Here is a 25,895-nt window from a genome sequence, read left to right on the forward strand (position 1 = left end):
AGTTCTGCGCACCGCCTGTACTCATGCGCTCTATTGTTCCGTGCGCCTTCGCGGCCTGGGCGGACACGGCGACGACCCGCCGATTCGGCGTCGAACAGAGCCGTTGTCGTGATCGGCTATGTAGCGATCTGTTGCCTGACGGTTATCAAGCAGCGGGATTCGACAGCGGGCGACCGATGAGGAACTCGAGTGTTCGGTACGCATCCGTGCGTCGGCCATTGCTCGCGTTGTCGTGGTACGCAGCACCGGCGACGACGACACCCACCGGAATTCGCCCGGACTCGATATCGCGGGCAGTCTGCTCGGCACAGTTGCGCAACACCGGGCAGTCGGCGCACAAGCGCCATGCCCGTTCGGCTCGCTTGCGTCCGTGCCGAGGAAGCTGTTGCGAGTCGTAGGCATCCATGTCGTCGATGCACGCACCCTTGAGGCGCCAGACCTGGTCATCTGTCATCGTCGTGATCCGTTTCGCGTCGTGCCGATCGTTGCACGACCTCTGTTCCCCGTTGCGCAGAACTCGAAACACCCAAATGTGCTGCGCCGCGCCAGGGGTGCCGCAGCCGTACCTGAGTCAGTTCAAGAGCAGGGCGTCGATGATGACGTACCCGGCCACTGCGAACACCAGGTATGCGAACAGGCGTTGCAGTCGGGCTGTGTCGAGTCGCGTCCCGAAGTGTGCGGCCAAGAGGGAGCCGAGGATTGCGGTACCGGCAAACGCGAGGGTGATCGACCAGTCGATGCTCGTACCACTCAGATGCGAGAAGAGGCCTGCGACGGAGTTGGCGACGATGATGACCAATGAGGTACCTACCGCGACCGACATTTCTATGCCGAGCATCAGGACCAGCACCGGAATGATGAGGAAGCCGCCGCCCACGCCGAACAGTCCGGTCATGAACCCGACGGCCAGCCCCGCCGGAATCGAGCGAGGTGCGCAGTGTCTCCAGTTGATTCCCGAAGTCGATGTCTTGCAGGCTGTTCCGAGGTCGCCCTTCTCGGCGAGCATCCGAGCTCCCGCGGCGATCATCACTGCTGCGAATCCGAGCAGCAGTATGCGCTCCGGCAACAACCGGCCGATGGCGCTGCCGGCGAACGTTGCAGGAATACCGGTCGCAGCGAATACGGCCGCCAGTCGCCATTCGACGCGGTGGGCTCGCAGTTTCGGTATCACTCCCACGGCCGAGGCTGCGCCGACGACGATCAGTGAGACGGGGATAGCTTCCTCCATACCCAATCCCAGTCCGAACACCAACACCGGAACCGCGAGGATGGATCCGCCTCCGCCGAGTAGGCCGAGCAGAACTCCGATCACTGCACCGAATCCCAGTGCCAGCATCAAGGTCATCGTCCGCTCCAATCCGTTGCCTCGATCATATACCCCAGGGGGTACTTGACATACCCTATGGGGTATTGCACACTGTGTTTACCACCGCGCGACACTCGCCCGGCGACTCTCGAACGGAGGAACCCGTGATCCTCGAGCAGTACTACCTCGAATGCCTGTCTCATGCCTCGTATCTGATCGGAGATCAGAGCACCGGACGCGCGATAGTCGTCGACCCGCGTCGCGACATCGCCGAATATCTCGACGACGCGGTGAAGCACGGTCTCACGATCGAAGGCGTCATCAACACTCACTTTCATGCCGACTTCGTTTCGGGACACCTCGAATTGGTCGACGCAACCGGTGCCTGGATCGGCTTCGGTGAGGCTGCCGAGACCGACTATCCCATCAGGCGGCTGCGCGACGGTGAGCGTCTGTCTCTCGGCGAGGTCGAACTCGAGATCTTGTCCACGCCAGGTCACACGTGGGAGTCGATCTCGGTGCTGGTTCGTGAGCACCCCGGGGCCACACCCGCTGCCGTCCTCACTGGCGACTCCCTCTTCATCGGCGATGTCGGGCGACCCGATCTCGTCAACCTCGGAGAGGGATCCACCACCGACCTCGCCAGGGCAATGTATCGCACAGTGCACAACACATTGTTGGAACTGCCGGATCAGGTGATCGTCATGCCTGCTCACGGGGCCGGCTCGTCATGCGGAAAGAACCTGTCCACCGAGCTGACGTCCACCATCGGCGAGCAGCGAGCGACCAACCCCTCGGTACAGCCGATGAGTGAGGACGCCTTCGTTGCACTGGTCACCGAGGGCCAACCGGCGGCACCGTCGTACTTTTCCGCCGACGCGGCGATGAACAAGCAGGTTCATCCACTGCTCTCGCCGACCCGCACGATCCCGGCTTTGACGCCGGACGATGTCGGTGGGGAGCTGGCCGCCGGAACCAGGGTCCTCGACGCGCGCAGTGTGGACGACTTCGCGGCCGGCCACCTTCGTGGGTCGGTCAATGTGGGATTCGACGGTCGCTTCGCCGAGACCGGCGGCATGGTCGCGGAGATCGGCGGACGCATCGTCCTCATTGCATACCCGGGCGAGGAACAGGAGGCCGCACTTCGTTTGGCCAGGGTTGGATCGGACAATGTGATCGGCTATCTCACAGTGGACCGGGACGGACAGTTCCCCGAGGGGCTGACCGCGCTGGTCGATGCAGCAACCCGCACCACCGTCGAGCAACTCGATGCACTGCTCGCCGCAGACGAGGTGACGCTGGTCGACATTCGCAACCCCGGTGAACGCGAATTCGGCACCATACCTGGTGCGATCGCGATCCCGCTGGCGCAGTTGCGGACTCGGCTCGACGACGTTCCGACCGGGAGACCGGTGGTGGTGCATTGCGCCGGCGGGTGGCGTTCGAGCGTGGCTGCCTCGCTGCTGCGTGCACAGGGGTTCGAGAACGTGTCGGACTTGGTGGGCGGATACAACGCCTGGGCCGACGCACACGTCTCGGCCTGATAGTTCATTCGACCCGTAGAGGAGAAAATCATGTGTTACCCCGTTACCTGCCAGAAGTGCCACAAGACCGGGTGGGGCGGCTGCGGTGAACATATCGACGCGGTCATGTCGTCGGTGGCCGTATCCGACCGTTGTTCGTGCCGCGCAGAAGCGGCACCGCTTCGCCAGGAGCACCGAGCTGTGCAGTCGTTCTTGCGCCGCTGAATCACCCTGCACAGCGGGGACCTTGTGCTCTAGTTCGCTCGTGGCACCTCGGCCAAGCTGGACCGATGATCCCTACAACGCAAGTGCTCACCGTGCCGAATCGGCGATGGCCATGGCTCGGCGCGGTGTGCGCTGGCGTGTCGATCAACGCATTCGGCGGCGCGATCGGTTTGGCTTCGGGTGCGATCGATCTCGGTGCCGATGCGCAGGCACGACTACCGATGTCGAGTGGTGGACTCGCTGGACTCGCATTGGTTCTGGTGGTCGGTGTGCCGATGGGGATGGCGGCGGCGTCAGCTTTCGCAGGGGGAGGGAAGTCCGGCCCCCTCGCCCACATGGCTGGGGTGCTGCTCGTCGCGTGGGTGGCAATTCAGCCCGCCGTGATAGGCGAAACAAGTTGGTTGCAAGCATTTTTCGGTGTAATCGGTGTCTTCGTCGCTCTCCGCGGGTGGCGCATGACCGTGCTCGCGAATCGCCTCGAGCCTTGCAACGCATGATGTGCGACGTGGATTGGGCGAACCCATGAACATTCTGGTGTCCACGGCCGGACGCCACGGCGCGACGGAGTCGCTCGCGCAGGAGATGACGAGGGTATTTCAGCACGGGGGTGCCGAGGTCGACATGCGTTCTCCGGACTCCGTCATCGATGTCAGCCGATACGACGCACTGGTCATCGGCAGCGCCGTCTACTCCGATCGCTGGCTTCCAGCCGTCAACGATTTGGTCGCCAGGGTCTCCACGTGGGCTCACCCACCCGTGTGGTTGTTCTCTTGTGGCCCCCTGCACTCGAGCGACAGACCCGTCAACGACACCTCCGACGCCGCGCACGCGGTGTCGGCATTGAATGCCACCTCACACCGAACGTTTCCAGGAAAGCTGGATGCAGAACGGCTTTCGGTAGGGGAACGTCAGATATTCGCCGCCTCCGGCGCAATCGCCGGAGACTTCAGAGACTGGGTCCTCGTGTGCAACTGGGCGCGAGAGATACTCGCTCGTCTCACAGCCGAGAGACCTGGCTGGTAACCGATTTCGGTACCGACAACGCCGATCCGGCGCCGGGACGATGCGCCGATGGGCAGACGTGCGTGTGTATTTCCGCCGCCAACTGCTCCACCGATTCGATCAAGACAGTATTCGCCTCGATCATGTCCTGCAGCAGCGCAGTATTCGAAAGTGTATGTACAGCAACCTCGCTACTCACCGAATCTGCGCGCTTCGCCGATATCAGCAGTATCGCTCCCTGAAGCCCGGCGATCAGTGACAGGAACAGATTGAGCAGGATGAACGGGTACGGGTCGAACCCATCCCGTTCCGAACGTAATCGGCCGTTCGCTCACCGGTGGTCAGCGCGTCACCGGTTCGGACACCCGGATGTCTTCTCCACAGGTTCATCGCGGGCCGGACGTCGACAGGCATTGTGCAGCAGAGTCCATGGAAACGAGTGTGTTTCACGTCGCTGTGGTGCGCCAGGGACGAAAGACCTCGATCTGCAGAGCCGGTGCCTCCCGGCTCTGCATCGTCTGAGATCCGTCCCGGCCGGGTGGTGACTTCCGGCCCTACATGTCGATCGAGGAAGCGTCCACCATCGACAGTGTGCATTGCTCGACGGTCGAGAACGGCATTGGTTCGAAAGTTGGAGGAAACCCGCGATGAAAGCTGCTGTTGTCACCGAGTTCGGAAAGCCACTGGTCGTCAAGGACATCCCGGTTCCGACACCTGCGCCCCATCAGGTGCTCGTGAAGATGGAGACGTGCGGGGTCTGCCATACCGATATCCATGCGGCACAGGGTGACTGGCCGGCAAAGCCGACAGTGCCCTTCGTGCCGGGCCATGAAGGTATCGGCACCATCGAGGCTGTCGGGTCGCAGGTATCGAAGGAACGAATCGGAGAGCGAGTGGCCATCGCATGGCTCGGTTCGGCCTGTGGTGAATGCGATTACTGCATTTCCGGTTGGGAAACGCTGTGCTTGAAGCAGCAGAACAGCGGCTATTCGATCGACGGAGCGTACGCCGAATACGCTGTGGCAGATGCAGGTTACGTAGTTCGCGTGCCCGAGGGTGTCACCTCCTTCGATGCGGCGCCACTGACCTGCGCAGGATTGACGACCTACAAGGCCGTCAAAATCGGCGGGGTTACGCCGACGCAACGCGTTGCCATCTTCGGTATCGGCGGACTCGGCCACATGGCCGTGCAGTACGCCAAGATCGCGGGCGGATTCGTCACCGCAGTCGATATCGAGGACGAAAAACTCGAGCTTGCACGTGAACTCGGTGCCGACCACATCGTCAATTCGTCGACCACCGACCCGGTGGAAGCCATCCACGCGCTCGGTGGTGCCGATGTGGCGATCGTCTTGGCCGTCAACCCCACGGTTTTCGATCAGGCATTCAAATCATTGCGCCGCGGAGGCCGGCTGGTCTGCGTCTCGATGCCCGCACACGGCGTGTTTCCGGTACCGATCTTCGATACCGTCGTCGGCGGTATTTCGGTCCTGGGCTCCATTGTCGGCACCCGAGAAGATCTTCGTGAAGTCTTTGCGCTGCATGCGGCCGGGCGAACAACCGTCTCGGCCGTCTCCCGCAAGCTCGATGAGGTCAACGAGTGTTTCGCAGACCTGATGGCCGGACGGGTCACGGCCCGACAGGTCTTCGAGTTCTGATGGCCGAATTATCCTTCACAGTAGGTGCATTGACGGAGTGCTTCCCCGGTGAACAACGAGTCAGCGTTACCCCGAAGTCGATCACCAGGCTGGCCACTCACGGTGTGAAGGTTCTGGTCGAAGCCGGTGCCGGTGCCGGTGCGTTCATCTCCGACGACGAGTTCGCGGCATCGGGAGCCGAGGTGTGCTCGCGCCAGCGAATCATCGCCGACGCGGCAGTGATCACCTGCATCCGGCCACCATCACCGGAGGTACTTGCTGCCATGCATTCCGGGCAGTTTCTGGTCGGCATGCTGCACACCACATCCGACAAGTCCCTGGCGAAGACCTTGAACACACGGTCGATCGTCGGAATCGATCTCGCCCTGCTGCCCAGGACGATGAGCAACGCGCAATCGATGGACGCGATGACTTCGCAGGACAGCGTCGCGGGCTACAAGGCAGTCATCGTGGCAGCCGGACTGTTCGGGCGGTATCTGCCGATGATGATCACCGCGGCCGGAACGTCCCGGCCGACCACTCTCGTCGTCCTCGGAGCCGGTGTGGCGGGCCTGCAGGCGATTGCCACTGCCCGTCGGCTGGGCGCAGACGTCACCGGATACGACATCCGGCCCGAATGTCGCTCGGAAATCGAGTCCCTCGGTGCCAGGTTCCTCGAACTCGCAGGCGACATCTCGAGCACCACCTCCGACGGCTACGCGCGCTCGCTGACCACAGAAGAACAGGACGCACAACAGAAGGCCATGGACACCGCGCTGGACGCATTCGACATCGTGATCACCACGGCCAGAGTCCCGGGGCATCGTCCTCCGACTCTCGTCACGACCGCTGCGATCGACGGTATGCGGCCGGGATCGGTCGTGCTGGACATGGCGGCCAGCAGCCTCGGCGGAAACGTCGAGGGCTCGGTGCCGGACACCACCACTCACACCGCCCACGGCGTCAGCATCATCGGGGCCGGCAATCTTGCGGCCACGGTGTCCTCCGCCGCCTCGGATGCATACGCACGCAATATCGCCGACGTGATTGCACACTTCGTTCGCGATGACCAGCTGGACATCGATCCCGATGATCCGATCGACGCGGCGATCGTCGTCGGCCGGGGACACGCCGACCGGCCCCAGAAGAATTCAGCGCAGCAGACGCCTGCGATGGCGAACGGAATTGCATCGTGAACAGCGATCTCGTCACCGCCATCACCGTATTCGTGCTGGCAGTCCTGGTCGGTGCCGAAGTGATCAGCAAGGTGCCCGCCACCCTGCACACACCACTCATGTCCGGTGCCAACGCAATCCACGGCGTAGTGCTCATCGGCGTCATCCTCATCGCGGGCCGGGTGGACAGTCCGATCGGACTCGTGCTCATGGCATTCGCCGCAATGCTCGCGTCGATCAACGTAGTGGGCGGATACATCGTGACCGACCGGATGCTCGCCATGTTCCACCACGACGCCGCGGTTCATCATGAACGGAGCTCGAAATGACGACAACCGACACGGGTGTGCGGTCGCTGCTGTATCTGGCCTGCGCCGTGGCCTTCGTGGTGGGGCTGCACCTGATGAACTCACCTCGCACGGCCAGACGCGGCAACGCGATCTCCGCATTCGGCATGGGTGCGGCCGTGGTGATCGCCGGAGTACACGCAGCCGAAGCCGGGTTCGAGTGGACCGCGGCCCTGGTGGTACTGATCATCGCGGTCGCAACCGGCGCGCTCATCGGGGCGCTCACCGGTAGGCGGGTGAAGATGACCGCGATGCCGCAGCTGGTCAGCGCGTTCAACATGGTCGGGGGCGGGGCAGCGGCCCTGATCGCCGTCGACGAGACGCTCCGGGCGAGCGCGAACGCCGCAATCAGCGCGGCTTTACCCACGGCGCTGGGAATCCTGATCGGATCGGTGACGGTGACCGGCTCGCTCATCGCCGCCGGAAAGCTACAAGGCTTCGTGTCCGGCAACCCGATTCGACTCCCGGCGCACCGGATGCTGGAGGCAACTGCGGTGGCGGTCGCACTCCTCGCGGTGATCTGGTCGGTACGCACTCCTGACGGCATGGCACCGCTTGCAGTCCTCGTCGTGTCGGCGCTGTCGGTCGGATTGCTCGTAGTTCTGCCCATCGGCGGCGCGGACATGCCCGTGGTGATCTCGCTACTCAACGCCTGCACCGGAATTGCGGTAGCAATGGCAGGATTCGCACTGGGAAGCACCATCATGATCGTCGCTGGAGCCCTGGTCGGTTCTGCCGGAACGATACTGAGCGTGCTGATGGGTAAGGCGATGAACCGCTCGATCGCCTCCATCGTCATCGGTGGATTCGGGGTCGGCGGGGAGGCGAGTGCCGAAAAGGGTGACGCCGCTGGGACGCCGGCGCGCGAAACCACCGCCGACGACGTCGCGATTCAACTCGCGTACGCCCACAAGGTGATGATCGTTCCCGGGTACGGACTTGCAGCGGCTCGCGCTCAGCGAGAGTGCGCCGATCTCGGCAACCTGTTGGCCGAGCGAGGTATCGACGTCGGCTACGCCATTCACCCGGTCGCCGGCCGGATGCCCGGGCAGATGAACGTTCTTCTCGCCGAGGCGAACGTGCCCTACGAACAACTACACGACCTCGATGGCAGCAATCCCGAGTTCCCGCTTGCGGATGTCGCATTGGTGGTCGGAGCGAACGACGTCACCAACCCCGCTGCCCGCAGACCCGGCAATGCAGTGTCCGGGATGCCGATTCTCGACGTGGACAAGGCCAAAAGCGTCGTGGTACTGAAGCGGTCGATGGGCCACGGGTACGCAGGAATCGACAACGAGCTGTTCACCGAACCCAATACCACCATGCTGTTCGGAGATGCCAAAACCTCTCTGCAGCAGCTTCTCTCGGCAATCAAAACCCTCGTCGCCTGACGCGGGAACTATGACAGGAGCATTCCATGTCCTATGCATCGACCAATCCGTTCACCAATCAGACGGTGGCCACCTTCAGCGACATCACCGACCACGAGTTGGACAACGTGGTGGTGACCGCACAATCGACGTTTCTCTCGTGGAAGGACACGTCCTTCGACGAACGAGCACGGATCATGCACCGTGCCGCGGTTCTGCTCCGCGACAACGCAGCCGAGTACGCCCGCCTCCTCACCCTCGAGATGGGCAAGCTGTACGCCGAAAGCCTGGGCGAGGTAGAGCTGTCCGCCTCCATCCTCGAGTACTACGCAGACAACGCCGAGGCCTTCCTCGCCCCGCAGGTCCTGCCGTCGAAGCCGGGGGAGACCGGCCGCGCCGTAGTGCACAGTGAGCCGCTGGGGATACTTCTCGGCATTCAGCCGTGGAACTTTCCGTACTACCAGCTGGCCCGCGTTGCCGGCCCGAACCTGATGGCCGGCAATGTCGTCATCGTCAAACACGCCTCCATCGTTCCTCAGTCGGCAGCCGCGTTCGAGAAGCTCTTCCTCGACGCCGGTGCACCGAAGGGGTTGTACTCCAACATCTATGCAACCAAGGAACAGCTCTCCTCGATGATCGACGATCCGCGCATCCGTGGGGTGGCGCTCACCGGAAGCGAACAGGCTGGCGCCATCGTCGCGGCGCGGGCGGGCAAGAACCTGAAGAAGTCGACCATGGAACTCGGCGGCACCGATGCATTGATCGTCCTGGCCGATGCCGACATGGACAAGACAGTCGCGTGGGCTCTGTGGGGCCGGATGAACAACGGCGGCCAATGCTGCGTGGCGTCGAAGCGAATCATCGTCGAAGAGAGCATTGCCGACGAATTCACCGGCAAATTCCTCGACGCTATGGCCGGCCTTGCCGCTGGCGATCCGCTACTCGTCACCACGACGTTACCGCCGATGTCCTCGCAGGCAGCTGCCGACGGGCTGCGGTCACAGGTCAAAACAGCACGTGAACACGGTGCGATCGTCACCGAGGTGGGCCCCGCGGTCCCGTCCTCGGGAGCGTTCGTACAACCCACCGTGATCACACAGATCTCGGCCGACAACCCGGTCTACGACATGGAGTTCTTCGGGCCGGTGGCGTTGATCTTCCGCGCGACCGATGCCGATGATGCCGTTCGGATAGCCAACGACTCCAGCTACGGGCTCGGCGGATCGATCTTCACCTCCGATATCCCACGTGGTGAAGCGCTCGCTCAGAAGATCGACACCGGAATGGTGTTCGTCAACCATCCCACCTGGACGCGAGCCGATCTGCCGTTCGGTGGCGTCAAGAAGTCCGGATACGGCCACGAGTTGTCCTCGGCCGGAATCCAGGAATTCGTCAACAAGAAGCTGATCAACACCGTTCCCATCGACGCTCCGGCCTGAGAGCCGGGCCGGTCCGGGTCACCGTAGGTACTTCCTCGCGCTTCGATACGCCGTAGGGTTCGGGGTGGGCAGGTATGCGCTCGACCAGTGCGTGCGCCCACAGTGAATCGAGTGGCGATGAATGCAGAGCACACCGGTGATCCGGACGTGTCGACCCCGGTCCTCCCTGGTTCGGGGCAACCCGGCACCGACGAGTTCGACGACGACTTCCGAGCCAGCCTGGCCGGCCTCGGCCGACTGGCCATGAGCACAATGTCCCTGCCGGAAACCCTTTCTCACATCGCAGAATTCGCAGTTCGGGCAATTCCGGGTGCAGACGGTGCCGGGTTGACGCTGCTGCATCCGGACCTGGACGCGACCATTGTGGCCAGCGCAGATTTCGTCGGTGTGGTCGACGACATTCAGTACGGCCTGGGGCAGGGTCCGTGCATCACCGCGGCAGCGGAGGGAATCACAGTACGGTCCGGTTCGCTGGGCACCGATTCTCAGTGGCCCGAGTTCGGTCCTCGAGTGAGCCGACTGGGTGTGCACAGCGTGTTGTCGCTGCCGTTGATGACGAAGTCGAGCGTGTTGGGTGCCATGAACGTCTACGCGCATCGACCGGATGCCTTCGACGACAGGGCGGCCGAACTGGGCGAACTCTTTGCGGTACCCGCGGCGATCTCGGTACAGAACGCACGTGCACTCGACAGCGCGGTGCAACTGACAGCGCAGCTCGAGAAGGCATTGGGCAGCCGTGCAGTGATCGACCAGGCCATCGGGATACTGATCAGTAGAACTGGCTGCAGCGAGGTCGAGGGATACGGGAAGCTTCGATCCATCAGTCAGAGCGAGCACAAGAAGATGGCTGCGGTTGCTCAGTCCATGGTCGCCGAGGCGATGAAGGCAGCGCGCTCGCGACGCCGGCGCACATAGACCGAACAAAAGCGCGTAGCGTATTCGGTGCGGGTGCATCTGGGCCGCGGAGTCCGACGCAGGCCTCGCACCTGCACCGGACGGTGGAATCCCACCGTGGCAGGATTTACGCAAGTACCGAACAGGCGGTCGGGCCGCTCGGGATTCTCGATGAAACTGCAGCCTCGTCTGCTCGCCGATCTGGCACGTTTGACCACAGCACTGGACAGCTCCACGGTCGACCTCGCACAACTGGTCGACAGGCTGTCCTCCGATATCGACGCGGCCGTATCGGCCGTGGTCTCGATTTCTCTCACCGTGATCGTCGATGGTGAGTACTTCGAGGTTTCTGCGTCTACGGGATGCAGCGCCGAGCACTCGCCGGCGTCATCGCTCAGGCTCACCCTGGCCGATCCTCATCGCACCGGTATCGGGAAGTATCTGCTCATCCTGTCCGGCACAGCAGGCGCTCTCGTCGACTTCGCGGCCGATGTCAGCTACTCGCTCGGGCTCGACGGCGATGCAGCCGTTCTCGACGAACACCTGCCCATTGCAGGCGAGTCGGGACAGATCGAGCACGGCAGCCACGCTCTCGCCGGTGTGAGCGAGGTCAATCAGGCGATCGGAGTGCTCATCGCGGGCGGGCGCAGTGCGGCCGAAGGCCGCGCCGAACTCCACCGGTTGGCGGCGCAAACAGGAAGGCCGACAGCCGAAGTCGCCCGGCGTACTTTGCGCGACGCTCGAGGTTGGTTTCCCCCGCGGGCACCGTGATGGACATCCGGCACGGGGTCAGCGGAATCGATGCGTAATGACGCTGCGCGGCAACTGCAGCGGGCTGGGATACGCCACCAGAACCCTGTTCCCGTCCGGATCGCACCCGTCCACATAGCTGATCTCTTCGGCAGTATGGATGTAGGTGGCCGGATAGTGCTGACGTAGCCGCGCCCCGTTGTCGCGGGTGATGATCCCCTGAGATTGAATGGGTCTGGTGATGATTTGAAGTGAGACACGGTGTAGCACGTCGACCATCGGGATGAGTAGCTCATGGCCACAGCGTGCAGCGACCAGTGCCGTCGATGTAGAGCATTAGTACTCTGGCATGTCGGCGAACGGCAGCTCGTACTCGAGTCGGATCACGTGACGTCCGGGTTCGATGTTCCGGTAGTCCGCACGAGACGGCGGCCGAGCGACGGGACGACCGTGACCGGACACGATGCGCGCGCGAGTACCGATCGGCTGGTCGAACCGAGCATCATTCCGGCGAATCCGCCGCGTCCGTGACTACCGATGACCGCCAGTTGAGCGCCCTGCGCGTGATCGAGAAGCGCATGTAAGGGTCGGTCCTTGACCACCACGTGTCGCACCGACACCGTGGGATACCGTCGAGTATTCGGCTCGAGCAGTCGCGCCAGCTGATCTGCGGCAGCAGGACGGTTCGTCGGCCATTCCAGTCCTCGAATCGGGAACCCGACCGAAAGATCCGCGTCGGACCACGAGTGCACCGCAGTCAATGGTGCCGACCGAACGTAGGCCTCTTCGAAAGCCAGTGCAACCGCGGCAGCGCTCGCTTTGGTTCCGTCCACTCCCACGACCACCGGACGAGACTCGTGATCGAGACCTTTGCCTGTCCAGCCGCGCACTACCGTGACCGGGCATCGGGCATGGCTGGTGACGGCGAAGCCGATGGACCCGAGTGATCGTTGCTCGGTGCCGCCCAGGCCCCGGGTCGCGATGACGATCATGCGGGAGGCGGCCGACAACTCCAGCAGCGTGGACACTGCCGAATTGTCGGACGACACGGTGTCGATGGTGATCGCACCCGATCTCGCGCTGTCTCGGGCCGCGAGCGTTCCTGCTTCTTCCAGGATTCTGCTTATCTCCGATCTCGATTGCTGTACAACGGGTTCGGGCAGAATGCCTACCCCCGTCAGGGCTTTCGGAAGTGAAATTGCCGAGACGACAACTAGATCGGACCGGTGTAGTCGTGCGTCGAGCGCTGCCCAGCGCACGGCGTCCAGAGCTGAAGCTGATCCGTCGACTCCGACGACGGTCGGCAGTGATCCCATCGAGTGACCTCCTCCGGTCGGGTGTTCGAGTTACATCAGAGCCCACCGACGTACTCGGGCGCGGCAGGCGAACAACACCGGAACAGAGGACTTTCGTCGCCGGTTTCGGTGACAAAAGGTCAGGTTGCCTGCGCCCGCGACCCGTAGGCTCGTAGTAGAGGCGCCCAGCGTGGACGCAGGTGAGGGGTGTCGCAATGGTGACGGTGTTCTTGGTGGACGATCACGAGATCGTGCGTCGTGGCCTGATCGACCTCATCGATTCCGATCCTGATCTCGAGGTCATCGGCGAGGCAGGCAGTTGTGCGCACGCGCTGGCCCGAATCCCGGCGCTGCAGCCGGACGTTGCGGTGCTCGATGTGCGACTGCCCGACGGCAACGGCATCGAACTGTGCCGCGAACTTCTCGATCGTCTACCCGACCTCAAGACCATGATGCTGACCTCCTTCACCGAGGACCAGGCCATGCTCGACGCGATCCTCGCGGGCGCGAGTGGCTATGTCGTCAAGGACATCACCGGGATGGAACTCACCCGCGCGATCAAAGAGGTGGGGTCGGGTAGGTCACTGCTCGACAATCGCGCTGCCGCTGCGCTGATGGACAAACTGCGGGCCGGGACGGCGAGTCCGGGACCGATCGATCACCTGACCGGTCAGGAACGCACGCTTCTGGATCTGCTGGGGGAGGGCCTGACCAACAGGCAGATCGCCGCCAGGATGTTCCTGGCAGAGAAGACGGTGAAGAACTACGTCTCTCGGCTGCTGGCCAAGCTGGGGATGGAACGTCGCACACAAGCTGCGGTCTATGCGTCGAAGCTCGGCGGAATCACGCCGCCGACCGGTCGATCGGATTCTCGCGATGGATGATCGGCATCGCGAGATCGCATCGTCGCTGCCGCAATTGCGACTTGGCGAGCTGCTGGCCGAGGTTCAGGACCGAATAAGCCGGATAGCCGACGCCCGAGTCCAAGCTGACGGACTGCTCGAGGCGATGCTCGTCATTACCTCGGGTCTGGATCTGGAGGTGACACTGCGGTCGATCGTGGAATCGGCGGTCAAGCTGGTCGATGCTCGATACGGTGCGCTCGGTGTACGGGGTGAGGGGCACGGTCTGAGTGCGTTCATCAACTACGGCATGGACGAGGACGCTCGCGTGGCGATCGGCCCGCTGCCCACCGGCCGCGGGGTACTCGGACTACTGATCGATCAGCCGAGAGTCTTACGCCTCGAGGACCTGACGGCGCACTCGGAGTCGGTAGGTTTTCCGCCGAACCATCCACCGATGAAAACCTTTCTCGGCGTGCCGATTCGGGTTCGTGACGAGGTCTTCGGGAATCTGTACCTCACCGAGAAGAAGGACGGGAACCAGTTCACCGAGGACGACGAGGTCGTGACTATGGCGCTGGCGTCGGCGGCAGGCATCGCCATCGAGAACTCGCGACTGTACGAGGACTCCCGTGTACGTCAGGCGTGGATGGAAGCGACGCGTGACATCGGAACCGAACTCCTTTCCGGGACCGATGTCGACGACGTGATGCAGATGGTGTCGCGAAAGGCGCTGCACCTGACCGGTTCCGATGCCGCGTTCATCGCAGTTCCCGAGGACGCCGATCAACGCTTCGAGGATGTGACGCAACTTGTCGTCACCGTCGGTGAGGGCCTCGGGTCCGGTCCGATGGTGGGGGCGGCCATTCCGATCGTGGGGTCCAGTTCGGGGAAGGCGTTTCGCACTCGGACCGCACTGCGCAAGGAACAACTCGAATACGAGGCCAAGGAATTGGGCACGGGATTCGGGCCCGCGCTGATTTCCCCCTTCAGGGTCGCCGAGGGTGCCAGCGGTGTCTTGGTGGTACTGCGCAGGGACAGCCGCGAGCCGTTCGACGACTCCGAGCTCGCGCTCGTCTCCAGCTTCGCCGATCACGCCGCACTGGTGATGCAGACCGCCGATTCCAACCGTCGGATGCAGGAGCTCGAGGTGTTGTCCGACCGGGACCGCATCGCTCGCGACCTGCACGACCACGTCATTCAACGAATCTTCGCTGCTGGTTTGGCTCTACAGAGCACCCTGCAACGCACCGAGTCCCCGGACCTTCGGCAGCGGCTGAGTCGAACGATCGACGACCTGCAGGACACGGTGCAGGACATCCGGACGACCATCTTCGACCTGCAGAGCACGTCACACTCGGCCACGCGATTGCGTCAACGCATCAACGGTGCGGTACTCGAACTGACCGAGAACGTTCCCATCCGTGCTGTGGTGCGAATGTTCGGGCCGTTGTCGGTCATCGACACCAAGCTCGCCGATCATGCCGTCGCAGTCGTACGCGAGACGGTGAGCAATGTGGTGCATCACGCGGAGGCCGACACCGTGACCGTGACCTTGTCGGTCGGCGATGACCTCGACATCGTGGTGTCGGACAACGGAATCGGTATGCCAGAGGACACCACCTCGAGTGGCCTGTCCAATCTCAGCGCTCGTGCTGCCGAATGCAGTGGGGTGATGGTGGTCGGTCCTGGATCCTCCGGAAGCGGCACGGATGTGACCTGGTCGGTTCCGCTGCCCTGACGGGTGCAGCCGTTCGTCACCTGTTTCGGTGACCTCCGACCGCTGCGCCGACCGAGGTTGTGCTCGTAGCGTTCTCGATGACGGTGCAGGGCCGACGGCGAATCTCGCCGACGGCCGGCACCCCCGTCGCACCATCGAGAGGAATCCGATGACCATCTCACACACCACCGGCCCCGTAGTGGTCGGAATCGACGGATCGACTGCGGCACTCGATGCAGTCCGCTTCGCCGTGCGCGAGGCGCGAGGGCGCGGAACGTCACTGCGACTGGTACACGTGATCGAACCTCACCTGCAGCGCGAAACCGTCTACGGCGCGCCCGATGTGGACGGTGACTACGCCCGCACTGTATTGGACCAGGCGACGACTGTGGCCGAGGCGGCCAATCCCGCCGTCATTGTGGAAGCCGTTGTTCTGCATGGTCACCCGGCGAACGTGATGCTGTCCGAGGCGGCCTCGGCCTGCCTTACCGTGTTGGGCACCACCACCGAGAACTCTCTGGCTGCATGGGTTCTCGGATCCATTGTTCACACGGTCGTCGAATCCTCGGCTCACCCCGTCGCGATCGTCCGTACTTTCGACTCCGATCGGGGAGGCACGGTGGTTGCCGCACTGGGAGATGCCGAGGTATCGGCGACAGACGTCGTCGTGGAACAGGCATTCCGCGAGGCAGAGATGCGAGGGGCGAGCGTTCTTGCCGTACACACCCAGGCCGTATCGTCGATTCTCGCGTCAGCGCTGAGCGTCCCGCCGGATGGACTACACCCCGAATCGGCCATGGACGTTCGGCTCGAACCGTTCGGAGCGAACTACCCGGACATCCGCGTGGCATCGGTCTATGCAGAGGCAGATGCGGGATCGGAACTGGTCGCGGTGTCCCATACAGCGCAACTCATGGTGGTCGGTCACGAGCGTGATCGAGTGCCCGGACCGACATTGACTGCACTACTGCGTCACTCCGAGTGCCCCGTTCTCGTGGTGTCGCACGCATGAGTAGCAACGGTGCGGCCGCAATCGTCGTCGGCGTCGACGGCTCCAGTTCGTCTCTCGACGCGGCCGGTTGGGCCGCACGGGCAGCCGAGCTCCGTGGCGCAGCGTTGAAGCTGGTGTCGGCGTACCAGGTCAAAGCTCTCTACACCAGCTTTGTGACGCTTCCAGCCCACATCGGTTCGCAGGAGCGCGCTGCAGCCGACAAGATTCTCGCGGGGGCCTCGCTTGTCGCCAGACGGTCGGTGCTGGCACCCGACGGGTTGTCGATCAGTGTCGATGCCCTCGTGGGGCCGACGATCCAAGCCATGATCGATCAGTCCTCGGACGCATCGATGATCGTGGTGGGCACCCGCGGCAACGGGGAATACTTTGCCGAGGTACTCGGCTCGGTGAGCACAGCGATTTCCGCGCAAGCACACTGTCCGGTGGCTATCGTGCCGCGAAGTGTCGCGATCGAATCCGGACGGAGCACGGTGGTGGTGGGAGTCGACGCATCGACCGGCAACCAGAGGTCGATCCAGTTGGCGTTCGAGGAGGCCTCGCTGCAGGGCACCGGTCTCGTTGCCGTGCATGTTTCGTCGGAGACCTCGACCGGCCGGAGCGTTCTGGCCGAGTGTCTCGCGGGATGGGGCGAGAAGTATCCACAGGTGGCTGTGACGCGAACAGTACTGCACGGCAACGTGGTCGAGAATATTGTCGAACTTTCCCAACGAGCACGGGCGGTCGTGATCGGTAGCGGCGGTCGACGCAGTGGGATCAGCGACCGACTGCTGGGCTCCACCGTCAGGTCGCTGGCCCACCGCGTCGACTGTCCGTTGATCATCGCGCGCTGATAGCTTCCGATCGGCTACGACCACCTCCATCCGCGAATCTCGGGGAGATCCTCGAAATGTTCGCGGATGTAGGCGTCGTGCCGGATCAGTTGGTCGTGGCAGAACTGTCGAAGTTGCTGCTCACCCTCTGGTGCGAGGTTCGCTCGGTCCAGAGCCTCGACGGCCAGGTGGTAGCGACTGATCTTATTGAGGACGACCATGTCGAACGGTGTTGTCGTGGTGCCCTGTTCGATGAATCCGCGAACGTGGAATCGCTGGGCGTTCGGACGGCCGTGCAACAACTGATGCACGGCTCGCGGGTAGCCGTGGAACGCGAACACCACATCGATTGCATCGGTGAACAGCTCGACGAACTGCTCTTCGGAGAACCCGTGCGGGTGATCGACAACGGGAAGCAGCGCCATCAGGTCGATGACATTGACGACGCGAACCCGTAGCCCGGGTGTCCAAGTGCGGAGCAGGTCTGCGGCCGCGAGGGTCTCCTCGGTCGGCACGTCGCCTGCGCAGGCCAGCACGATCTCGGGACCGTCTGTGGCATCGGTGTTCTCGGTACCGGCCCACTCCCACCGGGAGGCGCCGGCAGCGGCATGCGCGCGCGCCTGCGGCAACGTCAGATACTGAGGATGGCTCTGCTTGTCGACCACCAGTACGTTGACGTGTCCGCGGCTGCGGAAGCAGTGGTCGGCAATGGCAAGGAGGGTGTTCGAGTCCGGCGGGAGCCAGACGCGCACCACGTCGGGGGCCAACGGGATCACCGCGTCGATGAGTCCTGGACCCTGATGACTGAACCCGTTGTGGTCGTTGCGCCAGCACGTGCTGGTGAGCAGCACGTTCAGCGAGGCCACCGGTGCCCGCCAGGCAAGTGTGTTCGCGTGCTGCAGCCACTTGGTGTGCTGGATCAACATCGACACACTCACCATGGCAAAGGCCTCGTAGCTTGCGAACAGGCCGTGGCGGCCCGACAGCAGATACGCCTCGAGCCAGCCCTCGCAGAGATGCTCGCTCAGCACTTCCATGACTCGGCCGTCGGCGGCGAGGTTGTCGTCGAACTCGGTTGTCGGCAGCTGCCAGCATCGATCGGTGGCCTCGAACACGGCCTGCAGTCGGTTGCTGGCCGTCTCGTCCGGGCAGAACAGGCGGAAGCTCCCGCCGCCGTGCGGCCTCGAATTGTCGAGGTAGATATCGCGCATCATCTCCCCGAGCACGGTGGTCGTCTCGTGGGAGGTGCGGCCGGGTGAGTCGATTGTGAGCGCGTAGTTCTCCAGATCGCGAATGATCAAGGGCTGCAACAGGACGCCACCATTGGCATGCGGAGTGGCGCCGAGCCGTTCGTCTCCCGATGGAGTGAGTTCGCGAATGGCCTGCTCCGGGGCGCCGTTCTCGTCGAACAGTGACCGTGGATCGTAGGAGAGCAGCCATCGCTCGAGCTGGGCCAGGTGGGCCGGGTTCTCCCGGACGCCGGAGAGCGGAACCTGGTGTGCCCAATGCGTTCCCTCGATCAGCCTACCGTCGACCTCGTGCGGTCCGGTCCAGCCCTTTGGAGTACGCAGAACGATCGCGGGCCATTCGATGCCGTGATGTGATTCGTTGCTTCGGGCCGCATGTTGAATTCTCCGGATCGCGTCGTGGGCGCGGGTGAGAGCGGATTCCAACGCCGGGAACACCTCTCGTGGATCGTCGCCTTCGACGAAGATCGGGGCCCAGCCCTGACCACCGAGATAGTCGGCAATTGCCTGGTCGGTGCTACGGCCGAGCACCGTCGGGCCGGAGATCTTGGCGTCGTTGAGATGCAGGATGGGCAACACTGCACCGTCACGGATCGGATTGAGAAAGGCCGGGATCTTCCACGAACCCGAGAGGGGACCGGTTTCGGCCTCACCGTCACCGACGACACAGGCGACCACCAGATCGGGGTTGTCGAATGCCGCACCCGCAGCGTGGATCAGTGCGTATCCGAGCTCGCCGCCCTCATGGATACTGCCAGGAGTCTGAACGCTGACATGGCTCGGAATTCCTCCAGGAGTGGAAAATTGACGACACAGACGCAGGACACCGTCGCTGTCGAGGGGGATGCCCGGATAGATCTCGCTGTACGTGCCTTCGAGGTAGGTGTTCGCGACGAGCGCCGGACCACCGTGGCCCGGACCGGTGACATACAGCCACTCCGAATGAGTTCGGCGGATCAGCCGATTGAGCACCGTGTAGATCATCGACAACCCGGGACTGGTACCCCAATGCCCGAGCAGTCGTGGCTTGATGTGCTTCGCTTCGAGGGGGCGACGTAGCAATACGTTGTCCTGCAGGTAGATCTGCGCCACCGTCAGATAGTTCGCGGCAGACCAATACCGCAGATCGGCGTCCAGTTCTTCCGAGCTGTACTCGGTGTCTGTCGACGGAGTGCTCATCGTTCGGTGGGAACGACAACGACGGGTACGTCGACCGAATGAACAACCGCACGAGCGGTCGACCCCAGAAGCAACGACGCGAAACCGCCCCGGCCCCGACTGCCCACCACGACCATCTGAGCCATCTCGGATGCGTGCAGCAGTTCTCGCACCGGTCTGTCCTGAACCACTACTCGTCGGATCACCACATCGGGGTAGTCGACCGACCAGCCGGCCAGACTCTCGGCCAACGAAGTGCGCTCGGCGAAGTCGGAATTCGCCCAGGGGCCGTCGTCGTCGCGCGTCAAAACACTGCCCAACTCCAGGTCGCTCCACGCGTGCACGGCGACGAGGTCGGCTCCTCGCAACGATGCCTCTCGCATCGCGAACCCGATGGCCGGTTGGCTACCGGCCGTGCAGTCCACGCCGACGACGATCGGTCCGTCGGCGACGCCACCGTTCTTGATCACTGCAACAGGGCATTTCGCGTGCGCCAGAACGGCGCTACCAACAGATCCCATCAGGCCGCCGGTGAATTCGCCGAGTCCCCTCGAACCCAGGACGATCATGGCGGGAAGCGGAGAGAGATGGCTGAGAACGTCGGCAGCCGAACCGTGGTGCAGAGACGTGTCGAGGGAGATTCGATGCACCCCCGCGGTCTCGTGGACCAGGTCGACAGCCTCGGTCAGCACCCTCTTGGCGTCGACGTCCGGGTCGGTGAACGCGCCGATTCGCAGTCCGATGGCGTCGCTGTAGTTTCCCGGCTCGAACAGGGTGGACGTCGCGAGTTCCAGTGGAGCGCCGCGTCGGATCGCCTCTCGCGTCGCCCAACGAACTGCGTCGCGGGCAGGGGCAGATCCGTCGACGCCGACGACGATGCGGGATGAGGCGACCATGAAGGAATTCCTGTCCTTTGACTGTCGTGTGCAGATGCACCGCCAGGTTCGCCCGGATCCGACCATCCACGGTAGAGGCGGAAGTCCCTCGACTCGGGGCGGAAGTCCTGCATTACCCCTTGGGGTATCAATTCTAGCGTCGGTCGCACGGTTCCAACTCTGATGCGCTGGAGATGGCGCGCAACATCGTCACCAGTCAGCAACAGAGATCGAGACAATGCAGCAACTGCTCGGCTGACGCGTTCTCGGGATCGTGACGTGGACCGGATCTCCCCGTGGGCGAACTCGAGTAGGGTGGCACTCGCGGGGAAATCAACCGCGCGAGTCGTTCCGAGGGAGAGCGTTCTGATGACACGTACACGGGTTGTTGTGCTTGGAGGTGGATTCGGCGGGCTGCACGCTGCGCGTCGCCTGCGCTCGGTGGATGTCGATGTCACAGTGCTCGAGCGCGGCACCTCTCATGTCTTCCAGCCACTGCTGTACCAATGCGCCACCGGTCTGGTATCCGAGGGCTCGATCGCCAGCCCGTTGCGACATCTGCTGCGGAAACAGAAGAACGTACATGTGGCACTGGGCGAAGCGACGTCGGTGAAAGTCACCGACAACGGTGGAGTGGTGACGGCAAGTCGGTTCGACGGTTCGACGTTCGAGCTGCCCTACGACTACCTCGTCGTCGCTGTCGGTATGCAGCAGGCCTATCACGGCCACGACGAATACGTGCAGTGGGCCCCGGGAATGAAGACTCTCGACGATGCGCTGGCGATCAGGCGAAAGTTGATCGCTGCCTTCGAGATCGCCGAATCTCTCCCCACGCCGGAGGAGCGTCGCCCGTGGCTCACCTTCGCCGTGGCGGGTGGTGGTCCGACCGGCGTCGAATTGGCAGGACAGATAAGGGAACTCGCCACGCGAGCGCTGGCGAGAGAGTTCGATTCGATACACCCGTCGGAAGCTCGCGTGCTGCTGTTCCACGGCGGCGACCGCGTGCTCGAATCGTTCCCGGATTCGCTGACCGACAAGGCGCAGCGCACCCTCGATTCAGTGGGTGTCGAAACGCACCTCGGCGTCCACGTCACCGATGTCACCGGCACCGACGTCGAGGTGACGGCGAAGGCCGAACCGAAAACCGTCACGCGCTACGACACTCGCACCGTGCTGTGGACCGCAGGCGTCGAGGCCGTCCCATTCGTGAAACAACTCGCCGATGCCATGGGCGTCGAACAGGATCACTCGGGACGCATTGCGGTGCAACCGGATCTGTCGATCCCGGGGCACCGACACGTATTCGTCGTCGGAGACATCATGTCGCTGAACAAGCTCCCCGGGGTCGCGGAGGTGGCGATGCAGGGCGGTAAAGCAGCGGGCGCGGCGATCGCAGCCGATCTGTCCGGTTCTGCACGTTCGGATTTCAAATACCGCGATCTCGGTTCCGCGGCCTACATCGCTCGCGGACACGCGCTGGTGCAAGCCGGGCCGCTGAAGATGTCGGGTTTTCCCGGGTGGGTGTCGTGGGGCGTCATTCACATCGCGTTCCTGTCCGGCAACCGCAACCGCATCGGAACGCTGATCAACTGGGCGGCCACCCTGGCCACCGGAACCCGACGCGAACGTGCGATCACCTACGGCGATCCGGAATCTGCTCGTAGGCCGTACAACTGAGCGCACCCCACGGTTCACTACCGTCGCTGATCTGGGGGAATCCGCGACCGGGCGTCGATAATGAACAACCAGGTCCGGATCAGCCGATGCCCGGGACCGTCTCTAGGGTGATCACGTGATTGGTGTCGATCGGTACGGGCCGGTGGTCGCCGCGGTGAGCGGTGGATTCGTCGCCGGATACTCGATTCGGGAATCGCTCGGATCCGATTCGTTCGTCGCGGAATCCAGTGGGGTCTGGTTCAGGGCATTCGTCACCGCCCAATGGGCAGGGACGATCGCCGTCATCTCAGCTGTGATCGTGCTGGCCCTCGTGCATTCTCGACGCACGCCGGTGCCGGCTGCAGTGGCCGCCGTGCTCGGATCGGTGATCGTCGCGTTGCCGTCGTTCGTACCGATCTCGTCGACCCAAGCGGTCACCACCAATGCCATCGGTGCCGGTGTGCTGGTGGGCGTCTGCGGGCACATCGCGGCCGGTCGCCGAATCCCATCGGCCGCGCTCGCGGTGGGACTGCTGGGTTCGATGCTGTTCTACGGCGCGATCTCTGCGCTGCGACCACCGCGGATCGGGCGGTGGATGGTGAACCTGAATCCGATGTACGTCGAATCCCCGGTTCCCCTCGTGCTCCTCGTCGTGACCGCCGTGATCGTGGTGGTGACGGCGCTCCGGGCACCCGCAGCTCGGTTCGAGTCCTCGGATGCAGTGGTTGCCTTCCTGCTCGCGTTCGTCTATCTGGTCGTCTACACCTACCTCGGCAACACGACGTCGACGGCATGGATGTGGACCTTCGCCGTGGTGATCGCGGTCGTACTCACGTACGGCGGCGCGCTCGTTCTCGATGGTCGTGACGGCCGGTACCTCGTGCTGGGGTTGGTGATCGCCGCATCGGGGGTGAACTACCTCTGGTGGTCCGATGCGTCGTGGTGGGTGCTGATCGGTGCCGCGTCACTGTTCGTGACTGCAGTAGGGGTGGGGTTGCGAAAAGACCTGTCCACCGCAGCGCTGGTGGTGCTGGCGCTGGTGACGGCCACCGGTCTGATCCGGGTGGGGGGGGAACTCGGTCAACATGGTTGGGACCGTTGCCTATTGCACCGTGTTTCCCATCGCCCTCGGCGTGGCCGTCGGGTCGATGCAGCCCACGCGCGCGGTGGCCTCGACCCTCGCCCCGCTCGTTCCGTTCGCGCTGACGCTGTTCTCGGTCTCCGCTCCGGTACCTTCACGGGAATTCGGCTGGACGGACGGGCTGCCCGAGGACTATCGCCCACCGATAGTCTCGCTCGCGTCGCCGCTGCCCGTCGGAGTCGTGGTTGCAGTGATAGCGGTGGTGGCGGCCTGCATCTTCGCCACGCGGAGCGCACATCGGGAGCGTCACGATCGGATGTCGGATTCTTCCGGTCCATGACTCCCCGGTCGGTTGCTCGAGGTAACGTCACCTCATCTTCGGTCGATGTAGGAACTCGACCGGTGTAACTCGACGAAAAGGTGAAACAGCGTGCCACGATCTCGACGACACGGCTTCCGGCGAATCGGTTCGGCTACGGCCGTCGCCCTCGCAGTGGCGATTCTTCCGACCACGCTGATGACGCCCGTCGCGTCTGCAGACGAGCTGCCGGCCACGACGGCACAGTCGAGCAACGGATCTCGGATCGAGTCGGTGAACACCATCGACGACAAGCAGGTTCAGCTCCAGGTGTACTCCGCGTCGATGGATCGCACCATCCCCGTCACGGTGCAGCGGCCGGCCGATGAGAGCGTCGCACGTCCGGTGTTGTACTTGCTCAACGGTGCAGGTGGCGGTGAGGACTCGGCATCGTGGCAGTCGCAGACCGACGCCGAGGCATTCTTCGCCGACAAGAACGCGTACATCGTGACCCCGCAAAAGGGAAAGTGGTCTTACTACACCGACTGGCTGAAGGTCGATCCGAAGCTCGGTAACAACAAGTGGAGCACCTTCCTCGGTGAAGAGCTGCCCCCGCTCATCGATGCCCAGTTCGACACCAACGGTCGCCAGTCGCTCGCGGCACTGTCCATGACGGGTACCTCGGTTCTCAACATCGCGATCAAGTACCCGGGCAAGTTCACCGGCGTTGCGGCCTACAGCGGTTGTGCTCAGACCTCGGACCCGATCGGGCAGCAGTTCGTCAAGCTCGTCGTCGAGACGTACGGCGGCGGCAACGTCGAGAACATGTGGGGACCGCTCGACGGTCCGGTGTGGCGTGAGAACGACCCACTGCTCAACGCCGAGAAGCTCCGTGGAACCCAGATCTACATGAGTACCGGTAGCGGTCTGCCCGGCGCACCGAACGACACTTTCGCCAATCCGCGCCTGAACGACAACCCGGCGACGCTCGCGAACCAGGTCATCGTCGGTGGTGGCATCGAGGTGGCGACGAACTTCTGCACCTCGAACCTCGCCAAGCGGCTCGACCAGCTGGGTATCCCGGCGACGGTGGACTTCCGGCCGATCGGCAACCACTCGTGGGGCTACTGGCAGGACGACCTGCACAAGTCCTGGCCGTTCCTGGCGAACTCGCTCGGTCTCTGACACTGGCACCGCACGACACCGGCCCCTCGTACAGCAACTGTACGAGGGGCCGGTGTCGTTGTGTCGGGGTGTGGATCGACCCCACAATCGAACGTATGATCGAACGATGGCACGGCGCGCGCACCCTCGACCGGCCTCTGCCGTGCGCCCGTTCAAATTGCTTCGACCGCCGCTGAAGGTGTGGATCGACCTCACCATCCTCTACCCGCTACCGCCGCATCATGCGTCGAAATTCAATCCCGAGGGATTCGATGTGCGACGGGTGGTGCCGGGCGATCTGGTCGAATGGTCGATCACCGTCGACGGCGACTGGCTGGGCCGCGTCACCTACGAGTTGATGTCACACGACCGCAGCGAAACCGTCACCCATTGGGTTCCCAGCCGGGCACTCAAGCCGCTGTAGAGACCACAAAGCCCCGCCTCGAACGAGGCGGGGCTTCGTGATCACCTTCAGAAGCTGTGCTTGCGTGCCTTCTTGGCGAGCTTGCGGGTGGTGCGCTTCGACGGCACGAACAGGTGGGCGGCGCTGCGACGACGGTTGCGTCGACGAATCAGCACGAACGCGACTGCACCGGCAACGGCTGCGACAGCTGCGATGACGGGGGTGCCGACCTTCGCGGCGTCGGCCACGTCCTGGGTGTCGATGTTGCGAACCTTGGCCTTGACGTCGTCGGCGACGGCGGAGGCCTTGTCTGCTGCCTTGTCGGCCACCTGGGAGGCCTTCTCCTTCACCTCGTCGGCATCGACGTTCTGAAGCTTGTCCTGGACGGTGGCCTTGACGTCGTCTGCCACGTCGGCGGCCTTGTCTGCTGCATCGGAGGCTGCGTGCTTGGCGTCCTCGGCGGCGCCGGCCGCGGAATCGGCAACGTTCTCGGCGACGTCGGATACCTTGTCGGCGGCTTGGTGGGTGTTGGCCTTGGCCTGGTCGCCTGCACCTTCGGCGCGGAGGCTGTCGTTGCCGGTGGCCTCGCCTGCCTTCTCCTTCGCGGTCCCGGCCACTTCTTCTGCCTTGTGCTGAGCCTTGTCGATGAAGTCGGCCATGGTGGTTA

General features: G+C 63.5%; 25 protein-coding genes and 1 pseudogene. 18 read left to right on the top strand and 8 right to left on the bottom strand.

Annotated elements, in window-relative coordinates; translation table 11 throughout:
- Positions 1-145 precede the first annotated feature (145 nt).
- Both J1M87_RS22600 and J1M87_RS22605 read right to left on the bottom strand, forming a co-directional pair.
- Positions 146-454 carry a WhiB family transcriptional regulator gene (locus J1M87_RS22600; RefSeq protein ID WP_206492050.1) on the bottom strand — a complete coding sequence of 103 codons (309 nt, stop codon included), beginning with the start codon at positions 452-454 and terminating at the stop codon, positions 146-148.
- 117 nt (positions 455-571) lie between these two features.
- On the bottom strand, positions 572-1,345 hold the full coding sequence (locus tag J1M87_RS22605) for a sulfite exporter TauE/SafE family protein (RefSeq protein WP_206492051.1): 774 nt from the start codon (positions 1,343-1,345) through the stop codon (positions 572-574).
- A 125-nt stretch (positions 1,346-1,470) separates the two neighbouring features.
- Here J1M87_RS22605 and J1M87_RS22610 point away from each other — a divergent pair, with 125 nt between their 5' ends.
- From J1M87_RS22610 to J1M87_RS22620, 3 genes are all read left to right on the top strand, one after another.
- Positions 1,471-2,850 carry a rhodanese-like domain-containing protein gene (locus J1M87_RS22610; protein ID WP_206492052.1) on the top strand — a complete coding sequence of 460 codons (1,380 nt, stop codon included), beginning with the start codon at positions 1,471-1,473 and terminating at the stop codon, positions 2,848-2,850.
- Positions 2,851-3,119: 269 nt separating this feature from the next.
- Complete coding sequence (locus tag J1M87_RS22615; protein ID WP_206492053.1) at positions 3,120-3,551, top strand: hypothetical protein; 432 nt, start codon at positions 3,120-3,122, stop codon at positions 3,549-3,551.
- Between the two features lie 25 nt (positions 3,552-3,576).
- A complete protein-coding gene (locus J1M87_RS22620) occupies positions 3,577-4,077 on the top strand; it encodes a flavodoxin domain-containing protein (protein ID WP_206492054.1) in 501 nt (166 codons plus the stop codon).
- Here the strand turns inward: J1M87_RS22620 and J1M87_RS22625 are convergent.
- Positions 4,052-4,336 (bottom strand): hypothetical protein, encoded by a 285-nt coding sequence (locus tag J1M87_RS22625; protein WP_307830917.1) that lies wholly within the window; start codon positions 4,334-4,336, stop codon positions 4,052-4,054. The two genes, J1M87_RS22620 and J1M87_RS22625, sit on opposite strands and share 26 nt — an antisense overlap.
- A gap of 367 nt (positions 4,337-4,703) precedes the next feature.
- Here J1M87_RS22625 and adhP point away from each other — a divergent pair, with 367 nt between their 5' ends.
- The 7 genes from adhP (at position 4,704) to J1M87_RS22660 (ending at position 11,689) form a co-directional block, all read left to right on the top strand.
- Positions 4,704-5,714 (top strand): alcohol dehydrogenase AdhP, encoded by a 1,011-nt coding sequence (gene adhP / locus J1M87_RS22630; RefSeq protein ID WP_206492055.1) that lies wholly within the window; start codon positions 4,704-4,706, stop codon positions 5,712-5,714.
- A complete protein-coding gene (locus tag J1M87_RS22635) occupies positions 5,714-6,889 on the top strand; it encodes an NAD(P) transhydrogenase subunit alpha (RefSeq protein WP_206492056.1) in 1,176 nt (391 codons plus the stop codon). Before adhP ends, J1M87_RS22635 begins: the two co-directional genes overlap by 1 nt.
- The gene (locus J1M87_RS22640; protein ID WP_206492057.1) at positions 6,886-7,197 is read left to right on the top strand and encodes an NAD(P) transhydrogenase subunit alpha; all 312 of its coding nucleotides are present in this window, start codon (positions 6,886-6,888) and stop codon (positions 7,195-7,197) included. Before J1M87_RS22635 ends, J1M87_RS22640 begins: the two co-directional genes overlap by 4 nt.
- The gene (locus J1M87_RS22645) at positions 7,194-8,606 is read left to right on the top strand and encodes an NAD(P)(+) transhydrogenase (Re/Si-specific) subunit beta (RefSeq protein WP_206492058.1); all 1,413 of its coding nucleotides are present in this window, start codon (positions 7,194-7,196) and stop codon (positions 8,604-8,606) included. Before J1M87_RS22640 ends, J1M87_RS22645 begins: the two co-directional genes overlap by 4 nt.
- A gap of 26 nt (positions 8,607-8,632) precedes the next feature.
- The gene (locus J1M87_RS22650; protein WP_206492059.1) at positions 8,633-10,024 is read left to right on the top strand and encodes an NAD-dependent succinate-semialdehyde dehydrogenase; all 1,392 of its coding nucleotides are present in this window, start codon (positions 8,633-8,635) and stop codon (positions 10,022-10,024) included.
- A 117-nt stretch (positions 10,025-10,141) separates the two neighbouring features.
- Positions 10,142-10,939 (top strand): GAF and ANTAR domain-containing protein, encoded by a 798-nt coding sequence (locus tag J1M87_RS22655; RefSeq protein ID WP_206492238.1) that lies wholly within the window; start codon positions 10,142-10,144, stop codon positions 10,937-10,939.
- A gap of 150 nt (positions 10,940-11,089) precedes the next feature.
- Positions 11,090-11,689, top strand: coding sequence for a hypothetical protein (locus J1M87_RS22660; protein WP_206492060.1), 600 nt, complete (start codon positions 11,090-11,092; stop codon positions 11,687-11,689).
- 177 nt (positions 11,690-11,866) lie between these two features.
- Here the strand turns inward: J1M87_RS22660 and J1M87_RS22665 are convergent.
- Positions 11,867-11,968: pseudogene (locus J1M87_RS22665) on the bottom strand (slipin family protein); the annotation flags it as partial.
- An 83-nt stretch (positions 11,969-12,051) separates the two neighbouring features.
- The gene (locus J1M87_RS22670; RefSeq protein ID WP_206492061.1) at positions 12,052-12,984 is read right to left on the bottom strand and encodes a universal stress protein; all 933 of its coding nucleotides are present in this window, start codon (positions 12,982-12,984) and stop codon (positions 12,052-12,054) included.
- Positions 12,985-13,178: 194 nt separating this feature from the next.
- Between J1M87_RS22670 and J1M87_RS22675 the strand changes: the two genes are divergently transcribed.
- The 4 genes from J1M87_RS22675 to J1M87_RS22690 all read left to right on the top strand — a co-directional run bounded on the left by J1M87_RS22675 (position 13,179) and on the right by J1M87_RS22690 (position 17,367).
- Entirely contained in the window at positions 13,179-13,847 is a 669-nt protein-coding gene (locus J1M87_RS22675; protein ID WP_206492239.1) for a response regulator transcription factor, read from the top strand.
- Positions 13,840-15,546: a GAF domain-containing protein gene (locus tag J1M87_RS22680; RefSeq protein WP_206492062.1), complete on the top strand. Its 1,707-nt coding sequence runs from the start codon at positions 13,840-13,842 to the stop codon at positions 15,544-15,546. The genes J1M87_RS22675 and J1M87_RS22680 overlap by 8 nt, the downstream gene beginning before the upstream one ends.
- A gap of 148 nt (positions 15,547-15,694) precedes the next feature.
- Positions 15,695-16,537, top strand: coding sequence for a universal stress protein (locus tag J1M87_RS22685; RefSeq protein ID WP_206492063.1), 843 nt, complete (start codon positions 15,695-15,697; stop codon positions 16,535-16,537).
- Positions 16,534-17,367: a universal stress protein gene (locus tag J1M87_RS22690; protein WP_206492064.1), complete on the top strand. Its 834-nt coding sequence runs from the start codon at positions 16,534-16,536 to the stop codon at positions 17,365-17,367. Before J1M87_RS22685 ends, J1M87_RS22690 begins: the two co-directional genes overlap by 4 nt.
- Positions 17,368-17,381: 14 nt before the next feature.
- Here J1M87_RS22690 and J1M87_RS22695 read toward each other — a convergent pair whose 3' ends face one another.
- Positions 17,382-19,772: a phosphoketolase gene (locus J1M87_RS22695; protein WP_206492065.1), complete on the bottom strand. Its 2,391-nt coding sequence runs from the start codon at positions 19,770-19,772 to the stop codon at positions 17,382-17,384.
- Complete coding sequence (locus J1M87_RS22700; protein ID WP_206492066.1) at positions 19,769-20,647, bottom strand: universal stress protein; 879 nt, start codon at positions 20,645-20,647, stop codon at positions 19,769-19,771. The genes J1M87_RS22695 and J1M87_RS22700 overlap by 4 nt, the downstream gene beginning before the upstream one ends.
- A 348-nt stretch (positions 20,648-20,995) precedes the next feature.
- On the opposite strand from J1M87_RS22700, the gene J1M87_RS22705 reads away from it, so the two are divergent.
- The 4 genes from J1M87_RS22705 to J1M87_RS22720 all read left to right on the top strand — a co-directional run bounded on the left by J1M87_RS22705 (position 20,996) and on the right by J1M87_RS22720 (position 25,249).
- On the top strand, positions 20,996-22,303 hold the full coding sequence (locus tag J1M87_RS22705; protein WP_206492067.1) for an NAD(P)/FAD-dependent oxidoreductase: 1,308 nt from the start codon (positions 20,996-20,998) through the stop codon (positions 22,301-22,303).
- A 115-nt stretch (positions 22,304-22,418) separates the two neighbouring features.
- A complete protein-coding gene (locus J1M87_RS22710) occupies positions 22,419-23,771 on the top strand; it encodes a hypothetical protein (protein WP_206492068.1) in 1,353 nt (450 codons plus the stop codon).
- Positions 23,772-23,880: 109 nt separating this feature from the next.
- On the top strand, positions 23,881-24,846 hold the full coding sequence (locus tag J1M87_RS22715) for an alpha/beta hydrolase family protein (protein WP_241257391.1): 966 nt from the start codon (positions 23,881-23,883) through the stop codon (positions 24,844-24,846).
- A gap of 106 nt (positions 24,847-24,952) precedes the next feature.
- Positions 24,953-25,249 carry a hypothetical protein gene (locus tag J1M87_RS22720; RefSeq protein ID WP_206492069.1) on the top strand — a complete coding sequence of 99 codons (297 nt, stop codon included), beginning with the start codon at positions 24,953-24,955 and terminating at the stop codon, positions 25,247-25,249.
- Positions 25,250-25,296: 47 nt separating this feature from the next.
- On the opposite strand, the gene J1M87_RS22725 is transcribed toward J1M87_RS22720, so the two are convergent.
- Complete coding sequence (locus J1M87_RS22725) at positions 25,297-25,887, bottom strand: CsbD family protein (RefSeq protein WP_206492070.1); 591 nt, start codon at positions 25,885-25,887, stop codon at positions 25,297-25,299.
- Between the last annotated feature and the right edge of the window lie 8 nt (positions 25,888-25,895).

Origin of the sequence: Rhodococcus sp. KRD162 (assembly GCF_017168335.1) — a bacterium.
In the GTDB taxonomy this organism is placed as follows: Bacteria; Actinomycetota; Actinomycetes; order Mycobacteriales; family Mycobacteriaceae; genus Rhodococcoides.

Bases quoted from the DNA above. Each gene is read 5' to 3' on its own strand.
- J1M87_RS22600 (WP_206492050.1), bottom strand. From the start codon at position 454: ATGACAGATGACCAGGTCTGGCGCCTCAAGGGTGCGTGCATCGACGAC.
- J1M87_RS22605 (WP_206492051.1), bottom strand. From the start codon at position 1,345: ATGACCTTGATGCTGGCACTGGGATTCGGTGCAGTGATCGGAGTTCTG.
- J1M87_RS22615 (WP_206492053.1), top strand. From the start codon at position 3,120: ATGATCCCTACAACGCAAGTGCTCACCGTGCCGAATCGGCGATGGCCA.
- J1M87_RS22620 (WP_206492054.1), top strand. From the start codon at position 3,577: ATGAACATTCTGGTGTCCACGGCCGGACGCCACGGCGCGACGGAGTCG.
- adhP (WP_206492055.1), top strand. From the start codon at position 4,704: ATGAAAGCTGCTGTTGTCACCGAGTTCGGAAAGCCACTGGTCGTCAAG.
- J1M87_RS22635 (WP_206492056.1), top strand. From the start codon at position 5,714: ATGGCCGAATTATCCTTCACAGTAGGTGCATTGACGGAGTGCTTCCCC.
- J1M87_RS22645 (WP_206492058.1), top strand. From the start codon at position 7,194: ATGACGACAACCGACACGGGTGTGCGGTCGCTGCTGTATCTGGCCTGC.
- J1M87_RS22650 (WP_206492059.1), top strand. From the start codon at position 8,633: ATGTCCTATGCATCGACCAATCCGTTCACCAATCAGACGGTGGCCACC.
- J1M87_RS22655 (WP_206492238.1), top strand. From the start codon at position 10,142: ATGAATGCAGAGCACACCGGTGATCCGGACGTGTCGACCCCGGTCCTC.
- J1M87_RS22660 (WP_206492060.1), top strand. From the start codon at position 11,090: ATGAAACTGCAGCCTCGTCTGCTCGCCGATCTGGCACGTTTGACCACA.
- J1M87_RS22670 (WP_206492061.1), bottom strand. From the start codon at position 12,984: ATGGGATCACTGCCGACCGTCGTCGGAGTCGACGGATCAGCTTCAGCT.
- J1M87_RS22675 (WP_206492239.1), top strand. From the start codon at position 13,179: ATGGTGACGGTGTTCTTGGTGGACGATCACGAGATCGTGCGTCGTGGC.
- J1M87_RS22680 (WP_206492062.1), top strand. From the start codon at position 13,840: ATGGATGATCGGCATCGCGAGATCGCATCGTCGCTGCCGCAATTGCGA.
- J1M87_RS22685 (WP_206492063.1), top strand. From the start codon at position 15,695: ATGACCATCTCACACACCACCGGCCCCGTAGTGGTCGGAATCGACGGA.
- J1M87_RS22690 (WP_206492064.1), top strand. From the start codon at position 16,534: ATGAGTAGCAACGGTGCGGCCGCAATCGTCGTCGGCGTCGACGGCTCC.
- J1M87_RS22695 (WP_206492065.1), bottom strand. From the start codon at position 19,772: ATGAGCACTCCGTCGACAGACACCGAGTACAGCTCGGAAGAACTGGAC.
- J1M87_RS22700 (WP_206492066.1), bottom strand. From the start codon at position 20,647: ATGGTCGCCTCATCCCGCATCGTCGTCGGCGTCGACGGATCTGCCCCT.
- J1M87_RS22705 (WP_206492067.1), top strand. From the start codon at position 20,996: ATGACACGTACACGGGTTGTTGTGCTTGGAGGTGGATTCGGCGGGCTG.
- J1M87_RS22715 (WP_241257391.1), top strand. From the start codon at position 23,881: ATGACGCCCGTCGCGTCTGCAGACGAGCTGCCGGCCACGACGGCACAG.
- J1M87_RS22720 (WP_206492069.1), top strand. From the start codon at position 24,953: ATGGCACGGCGCGCGCACCCTCGACCGGCCTCTGCCGTGCGCCCGTTC.
- J1M87_RS22725 (WP_206492070.1), bottom strand. From the start codon at position 25,887: ATGGCCGACTTCATCGACAAGGCTCAGCACAAGGCAGAAGAAGTGGCC.